General features: G+C 63.9%; 19 protein-coding genes. 5 read left to right on the forward strand and 14 right to left on the reverse strand.

Annotation, left to right across the window (positions count from 1 at the left end; all coding sequences use genetic code 11):
- Window positions 1-278: 278 nt before the first annotated feature.
- The 6 genes from BRA1253DRAFT_RS06235 to BRA1253DRAFT_RS06260 all read right to left on the reverse strand — a co-directional run bounded on the left by BRA1253DRAFT_RS06235 (window position 279) and on the right by BRA1253DRAFT_RS06260 (window position 7,223).
- Window positions 279-758: a MaoC family dehydratase gene (locus BRA1253DRAFT_RS06235; RefSeq protein WP_007592253.1), complete on the reverse strand. Its 480-nt coding sequence runs from the start codon at window positions 756-758 to the stop codon at window positions 279-281.
- Complete coding sequence (locus tag BRA1253DRAFT_RS06240; RefSeq protein ID WP_007592255.1) at window positions 759-2,477, reverse strand: AMP-binding protein; 1,719 nt, start codon at window positions 2,475-2,477, stop codon at window positions 759-761.
- A complete protein-coding gene (gene mmsB / locus BRA1253DRAFT_RS06245; protein ID WP_007592257.1) occupies window positions 2,477-3,367 on the reverse strand; it encodes a 3-hydroxyisobutyrate dehydrogenase in 891 nt (296 codons plus the stop codon). The genes BRA1253DRAFT_RS06240 and mmsB overlap by 1 nt, the downstream gene beginning before the upstream one ends.
- Before the next feature lie 30 nt (window positions 3,368-3,397).
- Window positions 3,398-4,465 carry an enoyl-CoA hydratase/isomerase family protein gene (locus tag BRA1253DRAFT_RS06250; RefSeq protein WP_007592259.1) on the reverse strand — a complete coding sequence of 356 codons (1,068 nt, stop codon included), beginning with the start codon at window positions 4,463-4,465 and terminating at the stop codon, window positions 3,398-3,400.
- Complete coding sequence (locus BRA1253DRAFT_RS06255) at window positions 4,462-5,607, reverse strand: isobutyryl-CoA dehydrogenase (protein WP_007592260.1); 1,146 nt, start codon at window positions 5,605-5,607, stop codon at window positions 4,462-4,464. Before BRA1253DRAFT_RS06255 ends, BRA1253DRAFT_RS06250 begins: the two co-directional genes overlap by 4 nt.
- Window positions 5,608-5,726: 119 nt before the next feature.
- Window positions 5,727-7,223: a CoA-acylating methylmalonate-semialdehyde dehydrogenase gene (locus BRA1253DRAFT_RS06260; RefSeq protein ID WP_007592262.1), complete on the reverse strand. Its 1,497-nt coding sequence runs from the start codon at window positions 7,221-7,223 to the stop codon at window positions 5,727-5,729.
- Between the two features lie 101 nt (window positions 7,224-7,324).
- On the opposite strand from BRA1253DRAFT_RS06260, the gene BRA1253DRAFT_RS06265 reads away from it, so the two are divergent.
- Entirely contained in the window at window positions 7,325-8,239 is a 915-nt protein-coding gene (locus BRA1253DRAFT_RS06265; protein ID WP_007592263.1) for a LysR family transcriptional regulator, read from the forward strand.
- Window positions 8,240-8,291: 52 nt separating this feature from the next.
- On the opposite strand, the gene BRA1253DRAFT_RS06270 is transcribed toward BRA1253DRAFT_RS06265, so the two are convergent.
- Together BRA1253DRAFT_RS06270 and BRA1253DRAFT_RS06275 are read right to left on the reverse strand one after the other, a co-directional pair.
- Entirely contained in the window at window positions 8,292-8,912 is a 621-nt protein-coding gene (locus BRA1253DRAFT_RS06270) for a TetR/AcrR family transcriptional regulator (RefSeq protein WP_007592265.1), read from the reverse strand.
- 59 nt (window positions 8,913-8,971) lie between these two features.
- Window positions 8,972-9,511: a PaaI family thioesterase gene (locus tag BRA1253DRAFT_RS06275; RefSeq protein WP_007592266.1), complete on the reverse strand. Its 540-nt coding sequence runs from the start codon at window positions 9,509-9,511 to the stop codon at window positions 8,972-8,974.
- Between the two features lie 149 nt (window positions 9,512-9,660).
- Between BRA1253DRAFT_RS06275 and BRA1253DRAFT_RS06280 the strand changes: the two genes are divergently transcribed.
- The 3 genes from BRA1253DRAFT_RS06280 to BRA1253DRAFT_RS06290 all read left to right on the forward strand — a co-directional run bounded on the left by BRA1253DRAFT_RS06280 (window position 9,661) and on the right by BRA1253DRAFT_RS06290 (window position 13,298).
- On the forward strand, window positions 9,661-10,431 hold the full coding sequence (locus BRA1253DRAFT_RS06280) for an enoyl-CoA hydratase (protein WP_007592268.1): 771 nt from the start codon (window positions 9,661-9,663) through the stop codon (window positions 10,429-10,431).
- Window positions 10,432-10,695: 264 nt separating this feature from the next.
- Window positions 10,696-11,892 (forward strand): acetyl-CoA C-acyltransferase, encoded by a 1,197-nt coding sequence (locus tag BRA1253DRAFT_RS06285; protein WP_007592270.1) that lies wholly within the window; start codon window positions 10,696-10,698, stop codon window positions 11,890-11,892.
- 110 nt (window positions 11,893-12,002) lie between these two features.
- A complete protein-coding gene (locus BRA1253DRAFT_RS06290) occupies window positions 12,003-13,298 on the forward strand; it encodes an MFS transporter (RefSeq protein ID WP_007592271.1) in 1,296 nt (431 codons plus the stop codon).
- Here the strand turns inward: BRA1253DRAFT_RS06290 and BRA1253DRAFT_RS06295 are convergent.
- The 3 genes from BRA1253DRAFT_RS06295 to BRA1253DRAFT_RS06305 form a co-directional block, all read right to left on the reverse strand.
- Window positions 13,295-14,698 carry a carbohydrate porin gene (locus BRA1253DRAFT_RS06295; RefSeq protein WP_007592273.1) on the reverse strand — a complete coding sequence of 468 codons (1,404 nt, stop codon included), beginning with the start codon at window positions 14,696-14,698 and terminating at the stop codon, window positions 13,295-13,297. The two genes, BRA1253DRAFT_RS06290 and BRA1253DRAFT_RS06295, sit on opposite strands and share 4 nt — an antisense overlap.
- 22 nt (window positions 14,699-14,720) lie before the next feature.
- Entirely contained in the window at window positions 14,721-15,746 is a 1,026-nt protein-coding gene (locus BRA1253DRAFT_RS06300) for a transporter (protein ID WP_007592275.1), read from the reverse strand.
- A 110-nt stretch (window positions 15,747-15,856) separates the two neighbouring features.
- The gene (locus BRA1253DRAFT_RS06305; RefSeq protein WP_007592277.1) at window positions 15,857-16,639 is read right to left on the reverse strand and encodes an acetoacetate decarboxylase; all 783 of its coding nucleotides are present in this window, start codon (window positions 16,637-16,639) and stop codon (window positions 15,857-15,859) included.
- A 229-nt stretch (window positions 16,640-16,868) separates the two neighbouring features.
- Here BRA1253DRAFT_RS06305 and BRA1253DRAFT_RS06310 point away from each other — a divergent pair, with 229 nt between their 5' ends.
- Entirely contained in the window at window positions 16,869-18,044 is a 1,176-nt protein-coding gene (locus BRA1253DRAFT_RS06310) for a patatin-like phospholipase family protein (protein WP_007592278.1), read from the forward strand.
- Window positions 18,045-18,760: 716 nt separating this feature from the next.
- Here BRA1253DRAFT_RS06310 and BRA1253DRAFT_RS45055 read toward each other — a convergent pair.
- The 3 genes from BRA1253DRAFT_RS45055 to BRA1253DRAFT_RS06320 all read right to left on the reverse strand — a co-directional run bounded on the left by BRA1253DRAFT_RS45055 (window position 18,761) and on the right by BRA1253DRAFT_RS06320 (window position 22,849).
- Entirely contained in the window at window positions 18,761-19,324 is a 564-nt protein-coding gene (locus BRA1253DRAFT_RS45055; RefSeq protein WP_007592281.1) for a hypothetical protein, read from the reverse strand.
- 304 nt (window positions 19,325-19,628) lie between these two features.
- Window positions 19,629-21,338 (reverse strand): response regulator, encoded by a 1,710-nt coding sequence (locus tag BRA1253DRAFT_RS06315; protein ID WP_007592282.1) that lies wholly within the window; start codon window positions 21,336-21,338, stop codon window positions 19,629-19,631.
- Window positions 21,335-22,849 (reverse strand): ATPase domain-containing protein, encoded by a 1,515-nt coding sequence (locus BRA1253DRAFT_RS06320; RefSeq protein ID WP_035992861.1) that lies wholly within the window; start codon window positions 22,847-22,849, stop codon window positions 21,335-21,337. Before BRA1253DRAFT_RS06320 ends, BRA1253DRAFT_RS06315 begins: the two co-directional genes overlap by 4 nt.
- Between the last annotated feature and the right edge of the window lie 135 nt (window positions 22,850-22,984).

Raw genomic sequence — 22,984 nt, forward strand, 5'->3', positions numbered from 1 at the left:
TCTCGTAACGCTCGCAAAGCTCCGTCATCGTCCACAAGCCGGTTCGCTGTTCCGAAATGAAGTTAACCCGTTGGTCCATTGCGCAGCTCTCTCTCCAAGGCATCGGCTGATCCTCCCAGCCGACAGAGAACTGTCACCCATCCATCTGGTCTACTGTGTTACCTATCTATCCGGTCTGGACACGCGAGGCACCCTCTCCCACAAGGGGAGAGGGTTCGAGCGCACCGATTTGGACAGCTTTTGAGCAGCGATGGGTTGCCGGGTCAAGCCCGGCAGCGTCAGGCGAAATAGATCAACCCGAGCCAGTCCGCGACCAGCGCGGGCTTGTCCTCGCCTTCGATTTCCACGGTGACGTTGGTGCGCGACTGCAATTCATTCGGCTTGCGCAGCTTGGCTTCCGCCAGCACGAAACGGCCGCGAACGCGTTTTCCTGAACGCACCGGCGAGATGAAACGCAGCTTGTCGAAACCGTAGTTGACGCCCATCGTGGTGCCCGCGATGACGGGCATCACCTCGTAGGACATGATCGACAGCAGCGACATCGTCAGGAAACCGTGCGCAATGGTGGTGCCGAACGCCGTCTCCTTCTTCGCACGCTCCGGGTCGACGTGAATGAACTGATGATCCTCGATCACGTCGGCATAGGTGTCGATGCGTGGCTGATCGACCAGGTGCCATGACGACACGCCGATCTCCTTGCCGACCATGGCTTGGTAGGCCTTAAGCGTAATCGGCGGCTTCTTCCAGACTTCGTTCACTTAGGTCTCACTCCGTGTTTTCGGCAGCTCCGGAAAATCCTCTTCGCGGAATTCCCGGCCGCGCAGGGGATCGTTGCGATCGTCGTCACGCTCGAGACGTCTGAGCTGGACGCGGCGGATCTTACCCGAGATCGTCTTCGGCAGCTCCGTGACGATCTCGAGGCGGCGGATGCGCTTGAACGGCGCCAGGCGCGTGTGCAGATGCTTGAAGATGGAGAGCGCGGTGTCCGGCGAGCGCTCCGCGCCGGATGTCAGCAGCACAAAGGCCTTGGGAATCGCGAGCCGGATCGGATCCGGGCTCGGCACGACTGCGGCTTCCGCGACGAGCTCGTGCTCGAGCAACACGCTCTCAAGTTCGAACGGGCTGATGCGATAGTCGGAGGATTTGAACACGTCGTCGGACCGGCCGACGAAAGTGAGATAGCCGTCATCGTCCTCGAACACGACGTCGCCGCTGCGATAGAGCTCGCCTTCGGCGCCGGACAGCCCGCCGTTGTCGCCCTGATAGCCCTGCATCAGGCCGGCGGGACGGTTTTCGCCGAGCACCAGAGCCACCTCGCCCTCCTTGGCCGGATGACCATCGGCGTCGCTGACCTGCACGCGATAGCCCGGCAGCGGCCGGCCCATCGAGCCGATCTTGATCTTTTGCCCCGGCGAGTTGCCGGCGAGCGCCGTCGTTTCAGTCTGGCCGTAACCGTCGCGAATGGTGAGGCCCCAGGCGGCCTGCACCTGGTCGATCACCTCAGGATTGAGCGGCTCGCCGGCGCCGCAGACCTCGCGCAAGGCCACCTTGAACGACGCCAAGTTCTCCTGGATGAACAGCCGCCACACCGTCGGCGGCGCGCACAGCGTAGTGACGCCGCAGCGGCCGATGGTGGCAAGCAGCCCCTTGGCGTCGAAGCGCGGCTGATTGGCCACAAAGACGGTTGCGCCCGCGTTCCACGGCGCGAAGAAGCAGCTCCAGGCATGCTTGGCCCAGCCGGGTGAGGAGATGTTGAGATGGACGTCGCCGGGCTTCAACCCGATCCAATACATGGTCGAGAGATGGCCGACGGGATAACTGCGCTGGCTGTGCCGAACCAGTTTTGGCTTTGCCGTGGTGCCCGAGGTGAAATAGAGCAGCATCGGGTCGTCAGCGTTGGTCGGACCGTCCGCTGCAAAGCTCTCCGACGCCTCTGCCGCGTCATCATAGGAAAGCCAGCCATCGGAGGCCTCGCCTACGACGATGCGGACGATATTCTCGGCGCCAAGACTGGCAAACTTCGCAACCTGGTCCTGCGCTGCCACCACCGCCTTCGCCTTGCCGCGATCGAGCCGGTCGCGGAGCTCGTCGGCGGTGAGCAGCGTCGTTGCGGGAATCACGACGACGCCGAGCTTCATCGCGGCCAGCATCGTCTCCCACAGCGGAACGACATTGCCGAGCAGCAGCAGGAGATGATCGCCGCGCTTCAAGCCCTGTGCTCGGAGGAAATTCGCGACCTGGTTGGAGCGGCGTGACAACGCCCCGAACGAGAGCTTGGTCTGCCGGTCCTGCGCGGCATCGACGATCCAAAGCGCAGGACGATCCTTGCTGTCCGCATTCGCCGCCAGCTCGGCGTCGAACCAGTCGAGTGCCCAGTTGAAGGGGACCGGATCAGGCCAGCGGAAGTCCTTGACCGCTGTCTCATAGTCCGTGCGGTTGTGAAGCAGAAGCGCGCGCGCTTCCTGAAATGTCGTCATCAAGCTTTCCCGGCTAGACTCCTAACGTGCTCGATAATTCCGGAAAAATCCACCCCGCCGTGGCCGGCTGCGTCGAATGACTGATAGATCTCCTGCGCATGCTTGCCGAGCGGGGTTGCGGCGCCCGCGGCCTTCGCCGCGTCCTGCGCCAGCGTCAGATCCTTCACCATCAGCGCCGAGGCAAAGCCCGGATTGTAGCCGTTGTTGGCGGGCGAGGTCGGCACTGGACCGGGCACCGGGCAATAGGTCGTCAGCGACCAGCACTGGCCCGACGAGGTCGAGGCCACATCGAACAGCGCCTGGTGCGAGAGCCCGAGCTTCTCGGCCAGCGCGAACGCCTCGCTCACGGCGATCATGGAAATGCCAAGGATCATGTTGTTGCAGATTTTTGCCGCCTGGCCTGCGCCGGCCCCGCCGCAATGCACGATCTTCTTGCCCATGTTCTCCAGCACGGGCTTTGCCGCTGCAAACGCGTTGTCCTCGCCGCCGCACATGAAGGTGAGCGTCGCACCCTTGGCGCCGCCGGTGCCGCCGGAGACCGGCGCGTCGACCGAAAGCACGCCGCTTTTGGCCGCCAGCGCATGCGCCTGGCGCGCGCTCTCGACGTCGATGGTGGAGGAGTCGATGACCAACGCGCCCTTGGTCATGACAGGAACGACCTCGCCCCACACGCCGAGCACATGCTTGCCGGCCGGCAGCATGGTGACGACCACATCGGCGCCCTTCACGGCGCCCGCCGCGCTGTCGGCGATGCCGGCACCGTCGGCCTTGGCCTGGTTCCGGGAGGCCTCGGCGAGGTCGAAAGCGACGACCTTGTGGCCGGCCTTGACCAGATTGGCGGCCATGGGCCCGCCCATGTTGCCGAGACCGATGAATGCGATCGTGGCCATCTTGGTTTCCTCCGCTGAACGTTTCGTTGGTTAGTTGAACTTCAATTCGTCGGCGCCAATCTCGGCGAGATACGGCGCAAGCAGGTCCGGAGTGACATCCTCGATGCGGGACGGCGACCAGGTCGGATTGCGATCCTTGTCGATCACGGCGGCGCGCACGCCTTCGCGAAAGTCGTCGCTGCGGAAAACTTCCAGCGCAGCGCGATATTCGCGCACCAGGCATTCTTCCAGGCTCGACGCGGTGCGCCCGAGCCGCAGCAGCTTGAGCGTCACCACCATGCCGCGCGGCGATTTTTCGTTGAGCCTCTTCAATGTCGCCAGCGCGAACTCGGAACCGTCGCGCTTCAGCGCGGCAAAAATGTCTTCCATGCGGTCGAAGCCGAACAGTGCGTCGATCGCCGGCTCCTTTGCGGCGACCGGCCCCGCGGTCTCCCCCGTCGCAAAACCGTTGATGAGCTTGCTGACATCGGCCGCGGTGACGCCCTGGCGAACCTTGGTCAGCGCGTCGCGCAACTCGGGCCATTTGGCCGCCGGTACCTCCGCATCGGCAAACCTGGCGTGGATCGCATCGGGGCCGTTCATGGTCTGGCCGGTCAGGCCAAAATAAGTGCCGATCTCGCCCGGCGAGCGTGACAACAGCCAGGTGCCGCCGACGTCGGGAAAGAAACCGAGCCCGACCTCGGGCATCGCAAGCCTGGTGCGGTCGGTGACGATGCGATGGCTCGCATGCGCCGAGAGTCCGACGCCGCCGCCCATCACAATGCCGTCCATGAAGGCGACATAGGGTTTCGGGAATTTCTTGATCCGGGCGTTGAGGATGTACTCTTCTCGCCACAGAATCTTGCCGAGATCGCCGTCGACCTTCGAGCTCTCCCAGAGCGCGCGAATGTCGCCGCCGGCACACAGGCCGCGCTCGCCGGCACCTTCCAGCACGATCACGGCAACGGCTGGATCGGCCTCAAAACGGTCGAGCGCCTTATCGATGTCGCGAAACATCTCCAGCGTCACGGCGTTGATCGCCTTCGGACGGTTGAGCCTGACAATGCCGGCCGAGCCCTCGACCCGTGCGACCAGATCGCCCTCCTCCACTCCACTCATCGTGCGCCCTCGATCAATTTGCGCGCCACGATCAGCCGCATGATTTCATTGGTGCCTTCGAGAATCTGGTGCACGCGCAAATCGCGCACGATCTTCTCGATGCCGTATTCGCTGAGATAGCCGTATCCGCCATGAAGCTGGAGCGCCTGGTTGGCGACCTCAAAGCCGACATCGGTGCCGAAGCGTTTGGCCATCGCGCAGAGCATGGTGGCGTCGGGGTCCTTGCGATCCAGCGCGGCGGCGGCACGCCACAGGAACGTGCGTGCGGCCTCGAGTTCGATCGCCATGTCGGCGAGCTTGAATTGCAGCGCCTGGAATTCGTCGAGACGCTTGCCGAACGCTTTGCGCTCTTTCATGTAGGCGCGCGCCTTGTCCAGCGCGGTCTGCGCGCCGCCGAGCGAGCAGGCCGTGATGTTCAGACGGCCGCCGTCGAGGCCGGCCATCGCGATCTTGAAGCCGACACCCTCCTCGCTCAAGCGATTGGCGACCGGCACGCGGGCGTTCTCGAAGATCACGGCGCGGGTCGGCTGCGCGTTCCAGCCCATCTTGCGCTCGTTGGCGCCGAACGAGACGCCCGGCGTCTTGCCGTCGATCACCAGCGTCGAGATGCCGCCGGGGCCATCGCCGCCGGTGCGCACCATCGCGACCAGCAGATCGGTGCCGCCAGCGCCGGAGATGAACTGTTTCTGGCCGTTGAGGACGTAATGATCGCCGTCGCGCACGGCGCGGGTGCGCAGCGCTGCCGCGTCCGAGCCGGCGCCAGGCTCGGTCAGGCAGTAGCTAGCAATCAGCTCCATGGTGCAGAGCTTGGGCAACCATGTGTGGCGCTGGGTGTCGCTGCCGTAGGCATCGATCATCCAGGACGCCATGTTGTGGATGGAGATGAAGGCCGAGGTGGTCGGACAGCCCGTCGCCAGCGCCTCGAAGATCAGCGCCGCGTCGAACCGCGACATGGCGGAGCCGCCGACATCGTCGCGGATATAGATGCCGCCCATGCCAAGCGCTGCTGCCTCGCGCATCACTTCGACGGGAAAATGCTTCTCCTCGTCCCAGCGCAGCGCGAACGGCGCGATCTTTTCCGCCGCAAACGCCAACGCCATGTCGCGAACCGCGATCTGATCCTCGTTCAGAGCGAACTGCATGATGGGCTGCTCACTGTTCTCGTCATTGCGAGGAGCGAAGCGACGAAGCAATCCAATGTGTCCGAGGAGAAAGTCTGGATTGCTTCGCTACGCTCGCAATGACGGGCTGGGCTACAGCCTTACTTCATCAGCGGGATCGAGAACTCCGCGCCTTCCTTGACACCGGACGGCCAGCGCGAGGTCACCGTCTTGGTCTTGGTGTAGAAGCGGACCGAATCCGGACCGTGCTGGTTGAGATCGCCGAAGCCGGACTTCTTCCAGCCGCCGAAGGTGTAATAGGCGATCGGCACCGGGATCGGCACGTTGATGCCGACCATGCCGACATTGACCTTGGCCGCGAAGTCGCGCGCGGCATCGCCGTCGCGGGTGAAGATCGCAACGCCGTTGCCGTAGTCATGCTCCGACGGCAGCGCCAGCGCTTCCTTGTAGTCATGCGCGCGCACGACCGAGAGCACGGGGCCAAAAATCTCTTCCTTGTAGATTCGCATGTCCTTGGTGACGTTGTCGAACAGCGAACCGCCGAGATAGAAGCCATTCTCGTAGCCCTGCATCTTGAAGCCCCGACCGTCGACGGCGAGCGTCGCGCCTTCCTTGATGCCGATGTCGATATAGCCCTTCACCTTCTCGACCGCCTCGCGCGTCACCAACGGACCGTAATCGGCCGACGGATCGATCGAGGTGCCGATCTTGAGCGACTCGACGCGCGGGACCAGCTTTTCCATCAAGCGGTCGGCAGTGGACTTGCCGACCGGGACCGCGACGGACACGGCCATACAGCGTTCGCCGGCCGAACCGTAACCGGCGCCGATCAGTGCGTCGACCGCCTGGTCCATGTCGGCGTCGGGCATGATGATGGCGTGGTTCTTGGCCCCGCCAAAACACTGGCAGCGCTTCCCGGTCTGGGCGGCGCGTTCGTAGATGTATTGCGCGATCGGCGTGGAGCCGACGAAGCCGACGGCCTTGATATCGGGATCGTCGAGGATGGCGTCGACCGCTTCCTTGTCGCCGTTGACGACATTGAGGATGCCGGCCGGCAGGCCCGCCTCGATCATCAGTTCCGCGAGCATCATCGGCACGCCGGGATCGCGCTCCGACGGCTTCAGGATGAAGGCGTTGCCGCAGGCAATCGCAGGCGCGAACTTCCACATCGGGATCATCGCCGGAAAATTGAATGGCGTGATGCCGGCGACGACACCGAGCGCCTGGCGCATCGAGTAGATGTCGATGCCGGGGCCGGCGCCTTCGGTGTATTCGCCCTTCATCAGATGCGGGATGCCGCAGGCGAATTCCGCCACTTCGAGGCCGCGCTGGATGTCGCCCTTGGCGTCAGGAACGGTCTTGCCATGCTCGCGGGCGAGCAGTTCGGCCAGTTTGTCGTAGTCGCGCTGCACCAGCTCAACGAACTTCATCATGACGCGGGCGCGGCGCTGCGGGTTGGTCGCAGCCCATTCCGGCTGAGCAGCGCGGGCGTTTTCCACGGCGGCGCGGACCTCGGCCTTGGACGCCAGCGCCACCTTGGCCTGGACGTCACCGGTCATCGGCTCGAAAACGTCGGCGGTGCGGCCCGAGGTGCCCTTGACCTCCTTGCCACCAATGAAATGTCCGACTGAACGCATGGAATCGTCTCCTTAAGGCGAGCTTGAACGCTTTGACAAATCCTATCGACCTGCATTTTATAGGATTCAAGTCTGAGATAATGCACCATAGATGTGCGAAAATGCTGGATCAAGGCGCTATCGACTGGGATGACTTCCGCTTCGTGCTGGCCATCGTGCGGGGCGGCTCGGTTTCGGCTGCGGCGAAGCAGCTCGGCGTGGACCATGCCACCGTGATCCGCCGCGTCGACCGGCTAGAAAAGCACCTCTCGGCCAAGCTGTTTGACCGGCGCAAGACCGGTTACCTGCTGACAGAGGCCGGCCAGCGCGTCGCCGACAGCGCGGAAGCGATGGAATCGACCATTGTCGCCAACCAGGAGCAGGTCGGTGGCTCCGTGGCGCGGCTGACCGGCACGGTGCGGATCGGCGCCCCCGACGGCTTCGGGACCGCCTTCCTGGCGCCGCGGCTCGCTCAGTTCGCCGACCGGTATCCCGATCTCGATTTGCAACTTGTGGCCACCGCGCGGCTGTTCAGCCTCTCCAAGCGCGAGGCCGATATCGCCATCAGCCTGACCATGCCGAAGGAAGGCCGCATCGTCGGCCGCAAGCTGCTCGACTACCGCCTCGGACTCTATGCCGCGCCCGCCTATCTCGACCGCTTCCCGAAAATCACCTCGCGCGAGGTCCTGCCGCAGCATCGCTTCGTCGGCTATATCGAGGAGCTGTTGTTCACGCCCGAGCTCGACTATCTGCCGCAGGTGTCGCCGAAGATCTCCGCACGCTTGCGTAGCGCCAATCTGATCGCGCAACTCAACGCCACGCTCGCCGGTTTCGGTATTGCGGTGCTGCCGCACTTCATGGCGGCCGACTATCCGAAGCTGATTGCGGTGCTGGCGGAAGAGGTCTCGATCACCCGCACCTTTTGGATGCTGATGCACGCCGACAGCAAGGACCTGGCGCGGATCCGCGCGGTGGCGGATTATATTTCCGAGATTGTGGAGCGCGAGCGGACGTTGTTTGCGGGGCGGACTTCGTAGGGTGGGTTACGCCTTCGGCTAGCCCACCCTACGCATTCAACGGCACCTCGGCCTAGCTCTGCTTCGGCTTCTTTGCAACCGCAGCCTTCGGCTCACGCCGCGCGCCGTCCAGCGCGCTGTCCCTGCCCGTCTTCAGCACCTCGTCCGACAGCTCACTCGACCCGGCGATGCGCGCGAGCAACATGGTGCCGGCCATCGTCGCCAGCGTCGCGATCGCCTGCTTGCGCGCAGCCTTGCGCGGCAGATTCGGGATGAAGTCCGTGATCATCTCGATCATCTCGTCGAGCTTGCCGGCAAAGGCCTTTCGCGTCTTCGGGCTCTCGCGGGCGATCTCCGCGCCGAGCGCGGGGATCGAGCAACCGTGACCGGGGTTGTCGCGATGCACCGTCGAGAGATAGGTCTCGACGATCTGAGTGAGCTGCTTCTCCGGCGCGACCTGATCGGACTGCTTGCGCCAGTGCTCCATCGAGCGATTCATGGCGTAGTCGAAGGCCTCGATCACCAGCGCCTCGCGGGAATCGAAATGGGCGTAGAAGCCGCCATGGGTCAGGCCCGCTTCCTTCATGAGGTCGGCGACACCGATGCCGTGGGCGCCCTTTTCGCGCAGCCGCACGGAGGCCTTCTTCACGATGCGGTCGTGGGTTTCCTGCTTGTGTTCCCGGGAATAGCGCATGCGGATCTCATTGGATGTCGGAGGTCATCTAATAACACGGATATCGGCAGGACGGCGCATTAATTCCCGGTAAAATTGTTGCCGATCATGGAAAAGGTCGCCGTTGCGTGCACAGCAAGCGCCCCCTTACCGTCGCGGACGGAGCCCTCGGTGTAGCTGGTCTGGCGTCCCAGCTTGATCACCTTGCCTTCGGCGGAGATCAGCCCGGACCGGACCGAGAGCGGACGCAGGAAGGTCATTTTCAGATCGAGGGTGACGGAGCCCTGCCCGGGCTCCAGCCGGGTCGAGATCGCACACCCCATGGCGGTGTCGATCAGCGCGGCGGCTGTGGCTCCGTGCAGGAGGCCGATGGTGTTCTCGAGATCCTCGCGCGGTTCGAGTTCCATGACGATCCGGCCCGGCTCGACCACGGCCATGACGAAGCCGATCAGCTTGGCAAAGGGTGGCGGCGGCAGCCTTCCGTCGCGGATGCCCAGCATCGCATCCATGCCTGACAGGCCCATCGCCACTTTCGCAACCGGCGCAGGCACCTGCCACTCCACCACCCGCTCGCGCCGCTGCGCGGGCGAAAACAGGTCGAGTTGATCGATGTTGGTCATTGCGGCCTCTTTGTATGATTTACATCATATTATGCCGCGGACTTCGCGCTGGCAACTCCCTCCCCGCCCGCTTGACAAGCAATGCGTTTCGGCCCGGAAGTGTGATCCGACCGGCGTATTCGCGCGTCCACGAACTCAGAGATCCCCTCATGGAAATGCTCAACCACCACTGCGGCGTGACGCGCGATGCGCGCGGCGTCGTTCATGTCGCGATCTGCAACGCCGGCTCGCTGAACATTTTGGGCTCGCCCATCACCGATGCGGTGCGCGAAGGCTTGCAGCAGCTCTCGTCCGACCGCAGCATCCGGGTCGTGGTGCTGCGCGGCCAGAGCGAGAAGAGCATGATCGGCGGCGCCGACATCAAGGAGATGGCCAGGCTCGACCAGAAGTCCGCCGAGGCTTTCATCAGCCGCCTGCGCGACCTCTGCGAGGCCGTGCGCGCCTTCCCGGCCCCGATGATCGCGCGCATGCCCGGCTGGTGCCTCGGCGGCGGGCTCGAAGTCGCGGCCGCCTGCGATTTCCGCATCGCCGCCCATGACGCGCATTTCGGTATGCCGGAGGTGCGGGTCGGCATTCCCTCGGTGATCCATGCCGCGCTGCTGCCGCGCCTGATCGGGTGGGCCCGCGCGCGCTGGCTGGTGATGACCGCTGAGAACATCGACGCGGCGACGGCTCTGGCGTGGGGACTGGTCGACAAGGTCGCGCCGGAGGGCGGGCTCGATGCCGAGGTCGAGCATCTCGTGAAGGCCCTCCTCGAATGCGGCCCCGAGGCGCTGCGCTCGCAGAAAGCGCTACTGCGGCAATGGGAGGAGCTGCCGCTGACGGAGTCGGTGAATTTGAGCGTCAAAGTCTTCGGCGAGTCGTTCCTGACGGACGAGCCGACGCGGCTGATGGGCGCGTTTGTGAATCGGAAGCGGTAGAGCCATCAGCAACGGTGTCATGCCCCGCGAAGGCGGGGCATCCAGTACTCCGAGCGCCATCGGTTCAATCACAACCGCCTCGGCGTACTGGATCGCCCGCCTGCGCGGGCGATGACAGCAGGTTATGGGACAACCTCTTCCGTTCGCACGACCAAATCTCATGCGAACCACAAGATTTTCTCATGCCGACGCAGTTGCATTTTTTGCGCCGCATCATATGATGATCATAATCTTACATATGTGACATTTTAGGGAGTCTCCTCCATGGCCGAAGCCGCCGATCCCGTCGTCATCGTCTCCGCCGTCCGTAGCCCGCTCGGCCGCTTCATGGGCGAGCTGTCGCCGCTCCCCGCGCACAAGCTCGGATCGCACGTGATCGGCGCGGCACTCGAGCGTGCCAAGCTTGCGCCGGAGAAGGTCGACGAGGTCTTCATGGGCTGCGTCCTTCCCGCGGGTCAGGGCCAGGCCCCGGCGCGCCAGGCCGCGCGTGCCGCCGGCTTGCCCGACGCCACCGGCGCGACCACCGTGAACAAGGTCTGCGGCTCCGGCATGAAGGCGACCATGCTGGCGCACGACATCATCCGCGCCGGCTCGGCCGAGATCGTCGTCTCCGGCGGCATGGAAAGCATGAGCAATGCGCCGTATCTGCTCGCCAAGGCGCGCGGCGGCTACCGCGCCGGCCACGACCGCATCATCGACCACATGATGATGGACGGCCTCGAAGACGCCTACGAGACCGGCCGCTCCATGGGCGATTTCGGCGAGGCTACCGCCGAAGCCTATCAGTTCACCCGCAAGGACCAGGACGCCTATGCGATGGAAACATTGGGCCGCGCGCGCAAGGCGGTCGAGGGCGGCGCGTTCAAGGCCGAGATTGCGCCGATCACGCTGAGCGAGAAGGCAGGTCCCCGCATCGTTGCCAATGACGAGCATCCGATCAAGGTCGATCCCGCAAAGATCCCCGGGCTGAAGCCGGCGTTCCGCGCCAACGGCACCATCACGCCGGCGGCCTCCTCCGCCAACGCCGACGGCGCCGCCGCGCTGGTGCTGACGAAGCGCTCGCTCGCCGATCGCAGCGGCCTGCCGGCTCTCGCAGAGATCAAGGGCCACGCCACCCACAGCCAGGAGCCGCAATGGTTCACCACGGCGCCGATCCCAGCGATCCGCAAGCTGCTCGACAAGATCGGTTGGAGCGCCGGCGATGTCGATCTGTTCGAGATCAACGAAGCCTTCGCCGTGGTGGCGATGGCGGCCCAGCGCGATCTCGGCATTCCCCGCGACAAGCTCAACATCAACGGCGGCGCCTGCGCGCTCGGCCATCCCATCGGCGCCACCGGCGCACGGCTGATCGTGACGCTGCTGCATGCGCTCGAGGCGCGAAACCTCAAGCGCGGCGTGGCGGCGCTCTGCATCGGCGGCGGCGAAGCCACCGCGATCGCGGTGGAGCGCCTGACGCACTGACGTAAAAGTCCGGAAATGAGGGAACTCCGTCATTTCAGACGGACGCGTCCCGTGCCATTCTGCAAACTCGCGCAGGTGTTTCAAATCCTGCCCATCAAGATTGAGGCCCAATGATCTCGAACTGGCTCGCGGCGACGCTCGGCCGCCGCAATATCCACTACGGCTGGGTGATGGTCGCCGTAACCTTCCTCACCGCGCTGATCAGCGCCGGAACGGTCGGCGCGCCCGGCGTGTTCATCGTTCCGCTTCAGAAGGAGTTCGGCTGGAGCACGGCGGAGATCTCCTCCGCGCTGTCGATCCGCTTCATCCTGTTCGGGCTGATGGCGCCGTTCGCGGCTGCCCTGCTCAACCGCTACGGCCTGCGCAACGTCACTCTGACCGCACAGCTCATCGTGGTCTCGGCGCTGGTGCTCTCGCTCGGCATGACAGAGGTCTGGCAGCTCGTCGCGCTGTGGGGCGTCGTGATCGGGATCGGCACCGGCATGACTGCGCTGGTGCTGGGCGCCACCATCGCGACGCGCTGGTTCGCGGCACGGCGCGGCCTCGTCGTCGGCATCATGACCGCGAGCGTCGCCACCGGTCAGCTCGTGTTCCTGCCGCTGCTGGCAAGCCTGACCGAACGTTTCGGCTGGCGGCTTGCGCTCGGCTTCGTCTGCATCGCGCTTGGTGTTTCTGCCCTGGCGGTCCTGCTCGCGATGCGCGACCGTCCGAGCGATCTGGGCCTGCGCCCGTTTGGCGACAAAGGCACCACACCCCTGCCCGCGCCGCCCGTCAGCCATGGCTCGATCACGGGCGTTGCACTCGGCACGCTGCGCGACGCCTCGAAGAGCAGCGCGTTCTGGGTCCTGTTTGCGACGTTCTTCGTCTGCGGTGCATCCACCAATGGCCTGGTGCAGGTGCATCTGATTCCGATGTGCCTCGATTTCGGCATCCCGCAGGTGCAGGCCGCGGGCTTGCTGGCCGCGATGGGCATCTTCGACTTCTTCGGCACCATCATGTCGGGCTGGCTGTCGGACCGCTACGACAACCGCTACCTCCTGTTCTGGTACTACGGCTTGCGCGGGCTCTCGCTGATCTTCCTCCCCTTCAGCGATTTCTCGTTCTATGGGCTCTCGATCTTCGCGATGTTCTATGGGCTCGACTGGATCGCAACCGTACCGCCCACGGTGCGCCTCATCGCGCAGAAATTTGGGCCCGAGCGCGCCAATCTGGTGTTCGGCTGGATCTTTGCCGGCCACCAGCTCGGTGCAGGCACCGCCGCCTTCGGGGCCGGTTTCTCGCGGACGGTCTATCAGAGCTACCTGCCCGCCTTCTTCATCGCCGGCGCGCTCTGCGTGTTCGCCTCGCTGATCGTGCTGACGCTCTCGCGACAACCGAAGCCAAAGCCGCAAGCCGCGATGGCTTAGTACCTGATCGTGGTGGTGACGCCGAAGACCGCGGCGTCACCAATCCGCGCAACACCGCTCGGGTCGTCCGGATTCGGGATGCCGCCCGAGGGACGGAACACATATTGGAAGTACGGCGCGATCAGCCAGCCCGGCTTGATGTGCGCCTCATAGATCATCTCGATCAGGGTCTCGTTGCTGCGCACTGGGCTCTGGATGCCCGTGAAGAATTGGGTATCGACGTCGAGGTTGCGCGCGGAGTTCGAGATGCGCATGTAGGCCGCCGCCACGCCGAAGCGATCGAGCGGACGACCGGATACGAAGCCGACAAAGCCGATGCCGCCGTCGAGATAGAGATCGATCAGGTTGCGGTCCGGCGGGCTGTAGGCGATGCGGCCGAACGCGGTGACACCCGGGATCGAGGCCGAAGTGGTGCTCTCCCTGACCTCCGGCGGCCGGTACAGCACCTGCTCGATCACCGCGAAGATACCGTAATTGCCGCGAAGCTTTGCCGGAATGCCGCTGCCGTCGGCATCGGCGATCGACCGCCCATCCGTGGCGAAGCGCTGACTGTCGAACGAGCCATAATGCTTCCAGGCGCCCGGCGTAAAATTGCCGGCGAGCGAACGGCCGCCGATATCGAGGTCGTAGTTGAAGCGGACCTGCCCGATCACCCAAGGCGGGTCGTTGACGCGGAAGGCAAGACCATGATGGTCGCGCAGCTGCGGATCCTGATTGCCCGGGCCTGACGGATCGCCATTGAACACGGCACCGAACGCGGTGATCTGATCGGTCAGCGCGGCCTTGATGCGAATGCCGGGGACTGCGATTGGCGGTGCCGGGCCGCCGGCCGGGAGATTCGAGGCCTTGATCGCGGGCCAGCCGAAGGTGCCGTTGATGAAGAGATCGTCGGTCTGGCTGTCGAAAAACTCGACATCGGCGGCCTGCTGGCCGGCCCTGATGTTCAAGCGGTCGTTGAAGAAGCTCTGCTCGAAATAGGCATTGTAGAGCCGCTGGTCCGGCAACGCCTCGATCTCGCTGATGGTCGCGAGATTCATGATGTAGTTGCGACTGAGGCCTCGCCCGTAGATCACGAACGCGTTGGCGTAGAAGCGGCCGCCGCTCCAGCCGACCAGCTTGTCGAGATCGGCATCGACCGAAAGATCGAGCCGGCCGAAATGGATAGCGCCGCGCCTAACGCCGCCGGACAAATTTCCAATGTTGTCGGCGATGTAGGCGGCGCCGAAATTCAGGCCCTTGTTGGCGAGGCCGTCATGCCACTCGTTGAACCATTTTGGAGCTAGCCACTCCGCCGCGTTCTCGTCCTTGGCGCCGGCCAGCGCGCTGGTGCTCGCGATCGTCCAGGCCAGCACAATCGCGGCCGCATTTCGCAGCGGAAATAGATGTGCGGTCCCGATCACGGCTGATACCGACTGGCGTGCTTTACTTGAAGATACCGGTACGCCGCATGAAGAGATAGGCCGCGCCGACCGACGAGGCCATCAGGAGAGCCGCCCAGAAAAATCCACTCTCGACCTCGGTCAGAGGCAGGCCCTTGGTGTTCATGCCGAAGATGCCGGTGATCAGCGTCGGCGGAAGCAGCAGCGAGGTCACGATCGAGAGCGTGTGGAGGTGGTTGTTGCTTTGCTCCTCGTTCTTGAAGCGCAGCTCCTCCTCGAGCAGGCGGCTGCGTTCGCGCAGCTCCACGATGTCGTGGTCGAGGCCGTCCAGCCGCTGCGCCAGCTTGCCGGCCTGGATACGCAGGTCCGGCGAAAGGTGGTCGGTGTTCTTCTGGTCGAGGCGATGGAACAGCGTACGCAGGCCGGTGAGCTGGCGATGCAGCCTGACGCAGGTCCGGCGCAGCCGGCCAAGATTGCGGCGCATCTCCGGCTTGGCGTCGTCGGCCAGAATCCGCTCCTCGATCTCGTCGATCTCGTCGATCTCCTGACCGAGCTTATCGGCCATCCTATCAAGCGTGTCGGCGACCTCATCGACGATCTTTTCGAGGAGATGGGCGACATTGTCGACGCGGTAGCCGCCTTCGAGCACCCGGCGTGTCGCATCCGCCGAGCACAGCGCCTGATGGCGGCCGCTGATCAGGAGCCGCTCGGTCATGGCGAAGCGCAGGAACGCGGTCTCCTCCGTCGCGCTGCCGATGTCGCGCACGAGGTCGGAGAACACGCCGTAGACGCAGTGGTCGATGACGTGAAGCTGCTGGAAGGTGTCGTTCGAGAGCAACAGCTCGCGCGCCAACGGCGGCAGTTGCGACGCGGCGATCCACGGCCGTGCGCGCGTGTCCGTGAGGTTGAAATGCAGCCAGAGCCGGCCGTCGTGGCTGAACTCGATCGGCTGGTCGACCGGTAGCGCCTCGGCACTGCCGTCGCCGTGGAGGCGGAACGCCCACACCAGGCCGGGAATGCCAGGCACGGCATCCGATATCGCGCTGACAAGCTTCGCCGGCTCAGCCATGACCAACCCCAACCGTCAACGAATGCCCCGCTCCGGAAGATTGCTGACGGCACCGTCCGGATCCATGCGGGTACTCAATTACGGCATTGTTACAGTTTGATGATAGCGCCCTACTCGGCCGCCAGCACGGTCGGAGCCGCCGCCTCTGCTTCCCTGATGTAGTCGTGCACGACGCGGCCGAACGGCAGCGTCAGGTCGGCGATGTAATGATGCGCGCCGAGGCAGCGGCGGACCGGGAAATCGGCGACGGGCGCATTGACATGCGGCACCAGATGCAGCCGGCCGGGCCCCATCCAGGAGCCCTTCGGCACGATGTCGATGAGGTTGATCGCGACCAGTTGGCAGATATCGAGGCGGCCATCGACGCCGGGAATCATCTTCAGATTGATCTGCGTCTTCGACAGGGTCGCACGGGTGAGGTCGCCATTGCCGGCCATGCTCTCGTGCTTGTAGCCCATCGTGCCCATGGCGACGAGCTGGCCGGCATATTCCAGCCTGCCCGTCAGCGTATCCTTGACGATCTCGAGTTTGGGATGGGCGTATTTCTTGGGAAAGCCCCAGATCTCGCGGCCGGCGGCGATCGGCGGATCGTCGTCCAGATACATCTGCGAAACGAAGTTGACCTCCTCGCCGTGCAAGCGCGCGGGGATGACGAGACCGGATTCGGTGTAGCTGCCGAAGCCGGAGGAATCCGGCATCTTGATCCATTCGTAATGCACGATCGGCTGGTCGATCGGCTCCAGCGGCTCAGGCAGGCCGGCGCGGATGAGGTCCGGATCGGTCTCGTAGGTGATGACGAGGAATTCGCGGTTGACGAAGCGATAGGGCCCTGCCGGATAGCTCGGCCCAGCCGCCGGCATGGATGGAAGCCTCAGTAACTCTTCCCTACGCATCGCCGGTCTCCTCTCGTGGTGCTCATGTGATGCCCGCCCGACAGCGTCAGGCGGCGATGCAGATTGCTAGCCGCCGTCATTGACTGCGATGTGAAGGATTTCCGTCAGCCGCACGACCGCAGCCATTCCCAAGGCGGCGATGGCGCATGCAAGCGATGCGTCGACGCCAGAATTGTCATCACGGCGTCACCGCGGAACGCAATCGTTTGAAGAAGCAGGAGGCATCACCATGGACGCTCGCACCTCGCAACCGCCCCATCAGACGCATCAGCCTCCCGCACGAGGCTGGCGGCCCGAGCGTTGCGACCGCGTTGCGCTGGTGCTGCAAGGTGGCGGCGCGCTCGGCGCGTACCAGGCCGGCGTCTACCAGGCGCTGCACGAGGCCGGCATCGAGCCCGACTGGGTCTGTGGCGTCTCGATCGGCGCGATCAACTCCGCCATCATCGCGGGCAACAAGCCGGAGAAGCGGCTCGAGGCGCTGCGCATCTTCTGGGAGCGCATCACCAACCGCAAGATCTGGCACTACACGCCTGACGGAGACATCTTCCGCCAGTGGCGCAATCTCACCAGCGCGTGGATGACGTCGGCGATGGGCCAACCGGGCTTCTTCAGCCCGCATCAGGTCAATCCCTGGCTGAGCCCGGTCGGCGCCCGGACCGCCACCAGCTATTACGACACGATGCCGCTGAAAGAGAGCCTGCTCGAGCTCGTCGACTTCGACCTCATCAACGAGAAGAAGGTTCGCTTCGCGGTGGGCGCCGTGAACGTGCTCTCCGGCAATTTCATCTATTTCGACAATTCCCACGACGAGATCGAGCCGGAGCACATCATGGCTTCCGGCGCCCTGCCGCCGGCACTGCCGATGGTGCGGATCGGCACCGATCATTTCTGGGACGGCGGCATCGTCTCCAACACGCCGCTTCAGCACCTGCTCGACCAGGAAGACGCGCTCAATTCGCTGGTGTTCCAGGTCGACCTGTTCAGCGCACGCGGCGTGCTGCCGCGCTCGATCCAGGACGTGATGGCCCGCCACAAGGACATCATGTATTCCTCGCGCACCCGCCACAACACCGACGTCTACCGCCGAACCCACAACCTCAAGGTCCTGCTCTACAAGGCCTTGGCCAAGCTGCCCGACGAGCAGCTCTCCGAGGAGGAGCGCAAACTCAAGTCGAGCCTGCGCCACATGCCTGAGATCGCAATCCTGCATCTGATCTACCAGCAGAAGGCCTACGAGGGCGACGCCAAGGACCACGAATTCTCGGGCACCTCGATGCGCGAGCACTGGACCTCCGGCTACGAAGACACCAAGCGCACCCTGAAGCGCCGCGACTGGATCAAGATGCCCGACGAAGGCATGGGCCTCGTGGTGCACGACGTGCACCGGGAGACGGAGAGCGCGTAGCTCTATCGTCCCGTCGCGATCACCCAATTCCCGTTCCCGGCTTGCAGGCACACTTTCGCATTCTCGCGGCTCATTTTGCCCGAGCTTTGCTCTAGTCTTAGCACCCTCTCGAAAGAAAGGGCGCAGGGAAGGCCGGGCGCCGGCTGGCACCCGTAGTCCCGTGTGCGAGCAAGACGCGCACGGGGTGGACGACAGGTGACGCCGGCAACCGGCCTTCCCTGCGCGAATGGTTTTACGGCTTATGACGCGCTCTCCCCGGGGAGCGATGCACTATTGCCCCCGTCGCCTTGCGGATGGCTGATGTGCTGACCCGGTTGGGCAGAGCATCACCACAAGACTTGACGCACAGACCCCGGGCGTCAGGACCACACGATTTTGCCGTCCGCGCACCTCCCCGCCCCTGTCCTCGATGCCTGGCGTGCGCTCGCCATCGAGACCGAACGAGGAGGCTGTCAGCGCCGTGTCGTACCGCGTGTGCAGCTGCTCACGGGAAAACCCGCCCTGCAGCCTGCCCAGCGCGTCGACGCAGTCGCGGCCACCGCCTCCCGGCCCACGTCTCGTGACGATCGCGAAACGCCCTTGTAGCAGGCTGGGATGCGCACAAACTACGCCTTATCCGAACTTCTATAAATACGAATATTACTTCAGTGCGGGGTTGACAAGGCGTTTCGCGCGATGGCGCACCAGGTCTCGTGACGCACCTGTCGCCCGGCGTCTCAAGCGACCGAACCGCCGCGCGGGTTGACGATCGTGTAGCCACGCAATGAACGCGCATGCATTCGCGTCGCGTGTCCGCCCGAGTTGGCGTCGTAAGCCAGCCAGGTATCCCCGCTTAGGTGTTGCTCGAGGACGAACACATGTCCGTGTCGGGCTGCGACCATTCCCGGTGCGGGTGATGTCCGCGGGAAGCGCAGCCAGTTCGACGCAAGATTCAATTCCGGCACGATACGGCCGAACACGCGCAGAGCAGCCCCGCAGCCGCAGAAGGAGGAAGGGCAACCTGCGGGACGACTACCGACGATGCGACCGCCCGAGAGGCTCGCCGTCGCGGCGCCGCCTGCGTCGGCCGCTGTCAGTTGCGTCGCGCGATAGGATTGGAGTGAGGACCTGGGAGTTAGGAACGACCTGGAAGTCCTCTCACGGCGCGTTTGCGAATACGAGAAGTCGCAGGGCATCGTGACGTTGCATTCGGCTGCTTGATGAATGCGATAGGGCCGTGCTTCAGAAGCGACGAAACTAAAGGCAACGACGAGACACGCGGAAAGAACCGACTTGAACATTGCAGGGCTCCAAACTGAAGGTCCCTGCCCCTGCAAAGAAACCAATAACAGTTTGGCTGAAATGGTCTCAAATAGCGACTGAAAGTGGCTGCATTTGCGGGCCGATTTTGGCAATCATCACAGCCCAAGCGTAGCGGCGGAAATGTTTAACCCGCAGAGGACGAATGCGTGTCTTCGCAACCGAGAGGCGACCGCGTTGCATTCGTGCGTCGCATTGTTGTACGCCGCGGCACGATGGCCGAGCGCACAATTGCGGAGGGGCGCCCGCAAGCCATAGCCCCGCCGTTGATTGTCGCGCGAATGGTCAGCCCCGAGTCTTCGCTAAGGCAGATCCTGCGGTTGTCGCAAAGTCCAACTTTGCAGCGCTGAGCGCTGCGGCGAGCTCGTCGATGTGGTAGGGCTTCGACAGGATCCGGATGCCGGCCATTTCGGCGTCGTGAACCGCGGCTTCGGCGTATCCGCTCGTCAGCAGGACCGGGATGTCGCTTCGCCTTCTCTTGATCTCGGACGCGAGTTCGACACCGTTCATGCCGCCCGGCATCACGATATCGGAAAACACCAGATCGACGGAGCGGCCGTCCGCTAGGGCACCGAGAGCCGCCGCGGCACTGGCCGCGCGCGTGACCTGGTAACCGAGCTGCGCAAGCATCTCGCTGACCAGCGCGGCGACCTCGTCGTCGTCTTCGACGAGAAGAACCCGGCCATGATTAGCCCTCTTGGGACGCGCCCTGTTCAGGTCGATGAGATGCCGTTCACCCGAGGGGACATTCCTGGATCGCGGCAAATAGAGCTCAATGCTGGTGCCCTCGTCGACGATCGATTTTATTCGAACCATTCCGCGTGACTGCGTCGCAAATCCGTGGACCTGAGCAAGCCCCAGGCCTGAGCCTTTACCGACGTCCTTGGTCGTGAAGAACGGTTCGAAGACCCGCGCCAGGATCTCGGGGCTCATTCCAACGCCCCTGTCGACCACGGACAGGCGAACGTAATCGCCCGCGATCTCGTTCTCGTTCAGGCCGGCCAGGTTCTCGCCACGGACGACGATCGTGCCACCGTTCGGCATCGCATCGCGGGCGTTGACGGCCAGGTTGAGAATGACCAGTTCGAGCTCTCCCGGATCAACCTCCACCGGCCAAAGCCCCTCCGGAAAATCGAACTCGACGTGAACGTCGCCTCTCAGGCTCCGATCGAGCAATTCGCGCATGCCGCCGATCTGCGCCGGGATGTCGACGGCCTCGGGCCGGAGCTTCTGCCGCCGTGAAAAAGCCAGAAGCTGCCTGGTCAGGCCCGCACCACGCTGCGCCGCCTGAACCATTCCTTCCAACAGCCGACGCCGCCGATCAGGATCAGTCTGCCGGTCGAGCATGTCCAATCCGCCGGAGATCACCATCAGCAGATTATTGAAGTCGTGAGCTACTCCGCCGGTCAATTGTCCGATGGCTTCGATCTTCTGGGCCTGACGAAGGGTCTCCTCGACGCGGGCGCGCTCTTCCATTTCGGCCCGCAGATGCTTGTTGGCCTCCTCGAGGGCACGGGTGCGCTCGACCACGAGCTTCTCGAGCTCCTGGGCCGTCCGCTCGCGCGCCTGCAGCAAGGTTCGAATTTCATATTGCCGCCGGCGGGCCCGCATTGCGGATTGAATTGCGCTCGTCAGCGTGATCGGCTGAACCGGGCGCTCGAGCAGCGACACGTTGCGGAGCGTCTCGACGATGCTGCGGCGCCAGGCAACCACCGCCGGCTGCTCGCGGTGGCTGGTGAGAATGACAAAGGGCAGGTCGGACCAGGGCGGCTGCCGCTCGATCCAATGTGCCAGCGGCTGGGTATCCTTCCCGAACAAGCCCTCCTCGGCGAGAAGGACCGCGCCCACGCCCGCCGACATCTCGCTGACCAGTTCAGGCAGACCACGACAATTGATTGCCAGGAGATTCGAATTACGGAAAAGCTCGACCGATGCCGGTCCATCGCGGCCGATCGGAGCAAACACGAGGACGCAATGATCGCGGTCGGCGCTCATTCCGACAGCCCTTCCGGCATCTCCGTGCCCGAGTAACGTGGATTCCCGGAAAAGATGCCGCTGAACCCGCTCAGCGGAGGACCTACCGTGATGCCGGCACTGCCAAGACGAAACTCGCGGATGGAATTTTCATGATTGCCGCTGCGCTTCTTCACGACCGAGAGGGCACGCCGCACCGCTCCGCCGACTTCGAAATAGCGCAGCATGAGCACGGCATCGCTCAAATAGCTGATATCGAGAGCCGTCTCCATCGGACCGACCAGCCCATGCTGAGCGAGGATCAGGACGGTCAGCACGCCTTTCTGTCCGAGGTAGCTCAGGAGCTCGTGCATCTGGAGGATGAGAAATCGCTCATCCGGCATTGCGTTGAGGTAGCCGTTCAGACTGTCAATGATAACAATTCGGGCGTTATCCTTTTCGACGCTGTTGCGCACATTGGCGGCGAATTCGCCGGGCGACATCTCGGCGGGATCGATTTGCTTAAATCGGATGAGTCCCGATTGCAGATGGCTTTCAAGGGGCAGGCCTAGCGTTCGAGCCCGGGCCTCCACCGTACCGCGACCTTCATCGAAGGCAAAGAACACCGCATGCTCACCGCGATCTGCCGCTGCGATCGCATAGGTCAGCGCGAGAGAAGACTTGCCGACACCGGCGGCGCCCAAGAGCAGTGCACTGGTGCCGCGCTCGAGCCCTCCTCCCAGGAGCTGGTCAAGTTGCGCATTGCCGCTCGGCGTCAACTCACCGATAAACGAGGTGTGATGTTCCGCTGCCACCAGACGGGGGAATATCCGCACCCCTCCCGCCTCGATTGTGAAATCGTGGAAGCCGCCGCGAAATCGAATGCCGCGCATCTTGATCACGCGAAGCCGCCGGCGCTCTGCCCCATAATCAATGGCGAGCTGTTCGAGCATCACCACGCCATGCGCGATCGAATGGAGCTGCAGATCGTCTTGGGACGATGAGAGATCGTCGAGGAGGATGACCGTGCAATTGCGGTTGGTGAAAAAGTGCTTCAGGGCCAGAACCTGGCGCCGGTACCGCAGCGGGTTCTGCGCAAGGAGGCGCAGCTCGGACAGGCTGTCCAGCACCACGCGCGCGGGATTGATCCGCTCGACCTCCTTGAATATCAGGCCCGTGGTTTCGCTCAGCTCCATTTCGGCGGGGTGGAAGACGGTGAGCTCGCGTTCCGGATCGAGCGTCGTCTCCGGCGGCACCAGTTCGAAGATGTCGACGCCTTGCAGCGACCAGCCGTGCCGCTGTGCAACCAGCGTCAACTCACGCTTGGTTTCCGACAAGGAGATATAGAGCACGCGTTCACCGCAACGGGCGCCCTCGAGAAGGAATTGGAGTGCCATTGTGGTCTTGCCCGAGCCGGGCCGGCCCTCGTAGAGGTACATGCGATTGGGATCGAGCCCGCCGTAGAGGATATCGTCGAGACCGTCACTGCCGGTCGAAATCCTGGGCAACTCTCCGGGCTCGCTGGTTTGCGCCCGGCTCGATGAATTGATCATTGAACCCCCGTGAAGCTCCGTCGCCGAAAATGCGCTCCGGCCCCGAGATGGGACGCGCGATCAGCGGCCCTGTCTCAGCCGTAAGGCGAAATCTGGCAAAGAACGCCCAAGCCGGGTTCCAAGTTCCGCCTCCCG

The organism is Bradyrhizobium sp. WSM1253 (genome assembly GCF_000244935.1).
Lineage (GTDB): Bacteria > Pseudomonadota > Alphaproteobacteria > Rhizobiales > Xanthobacteraceae > Bradyrhizobium > Bradyrhizobium canariense.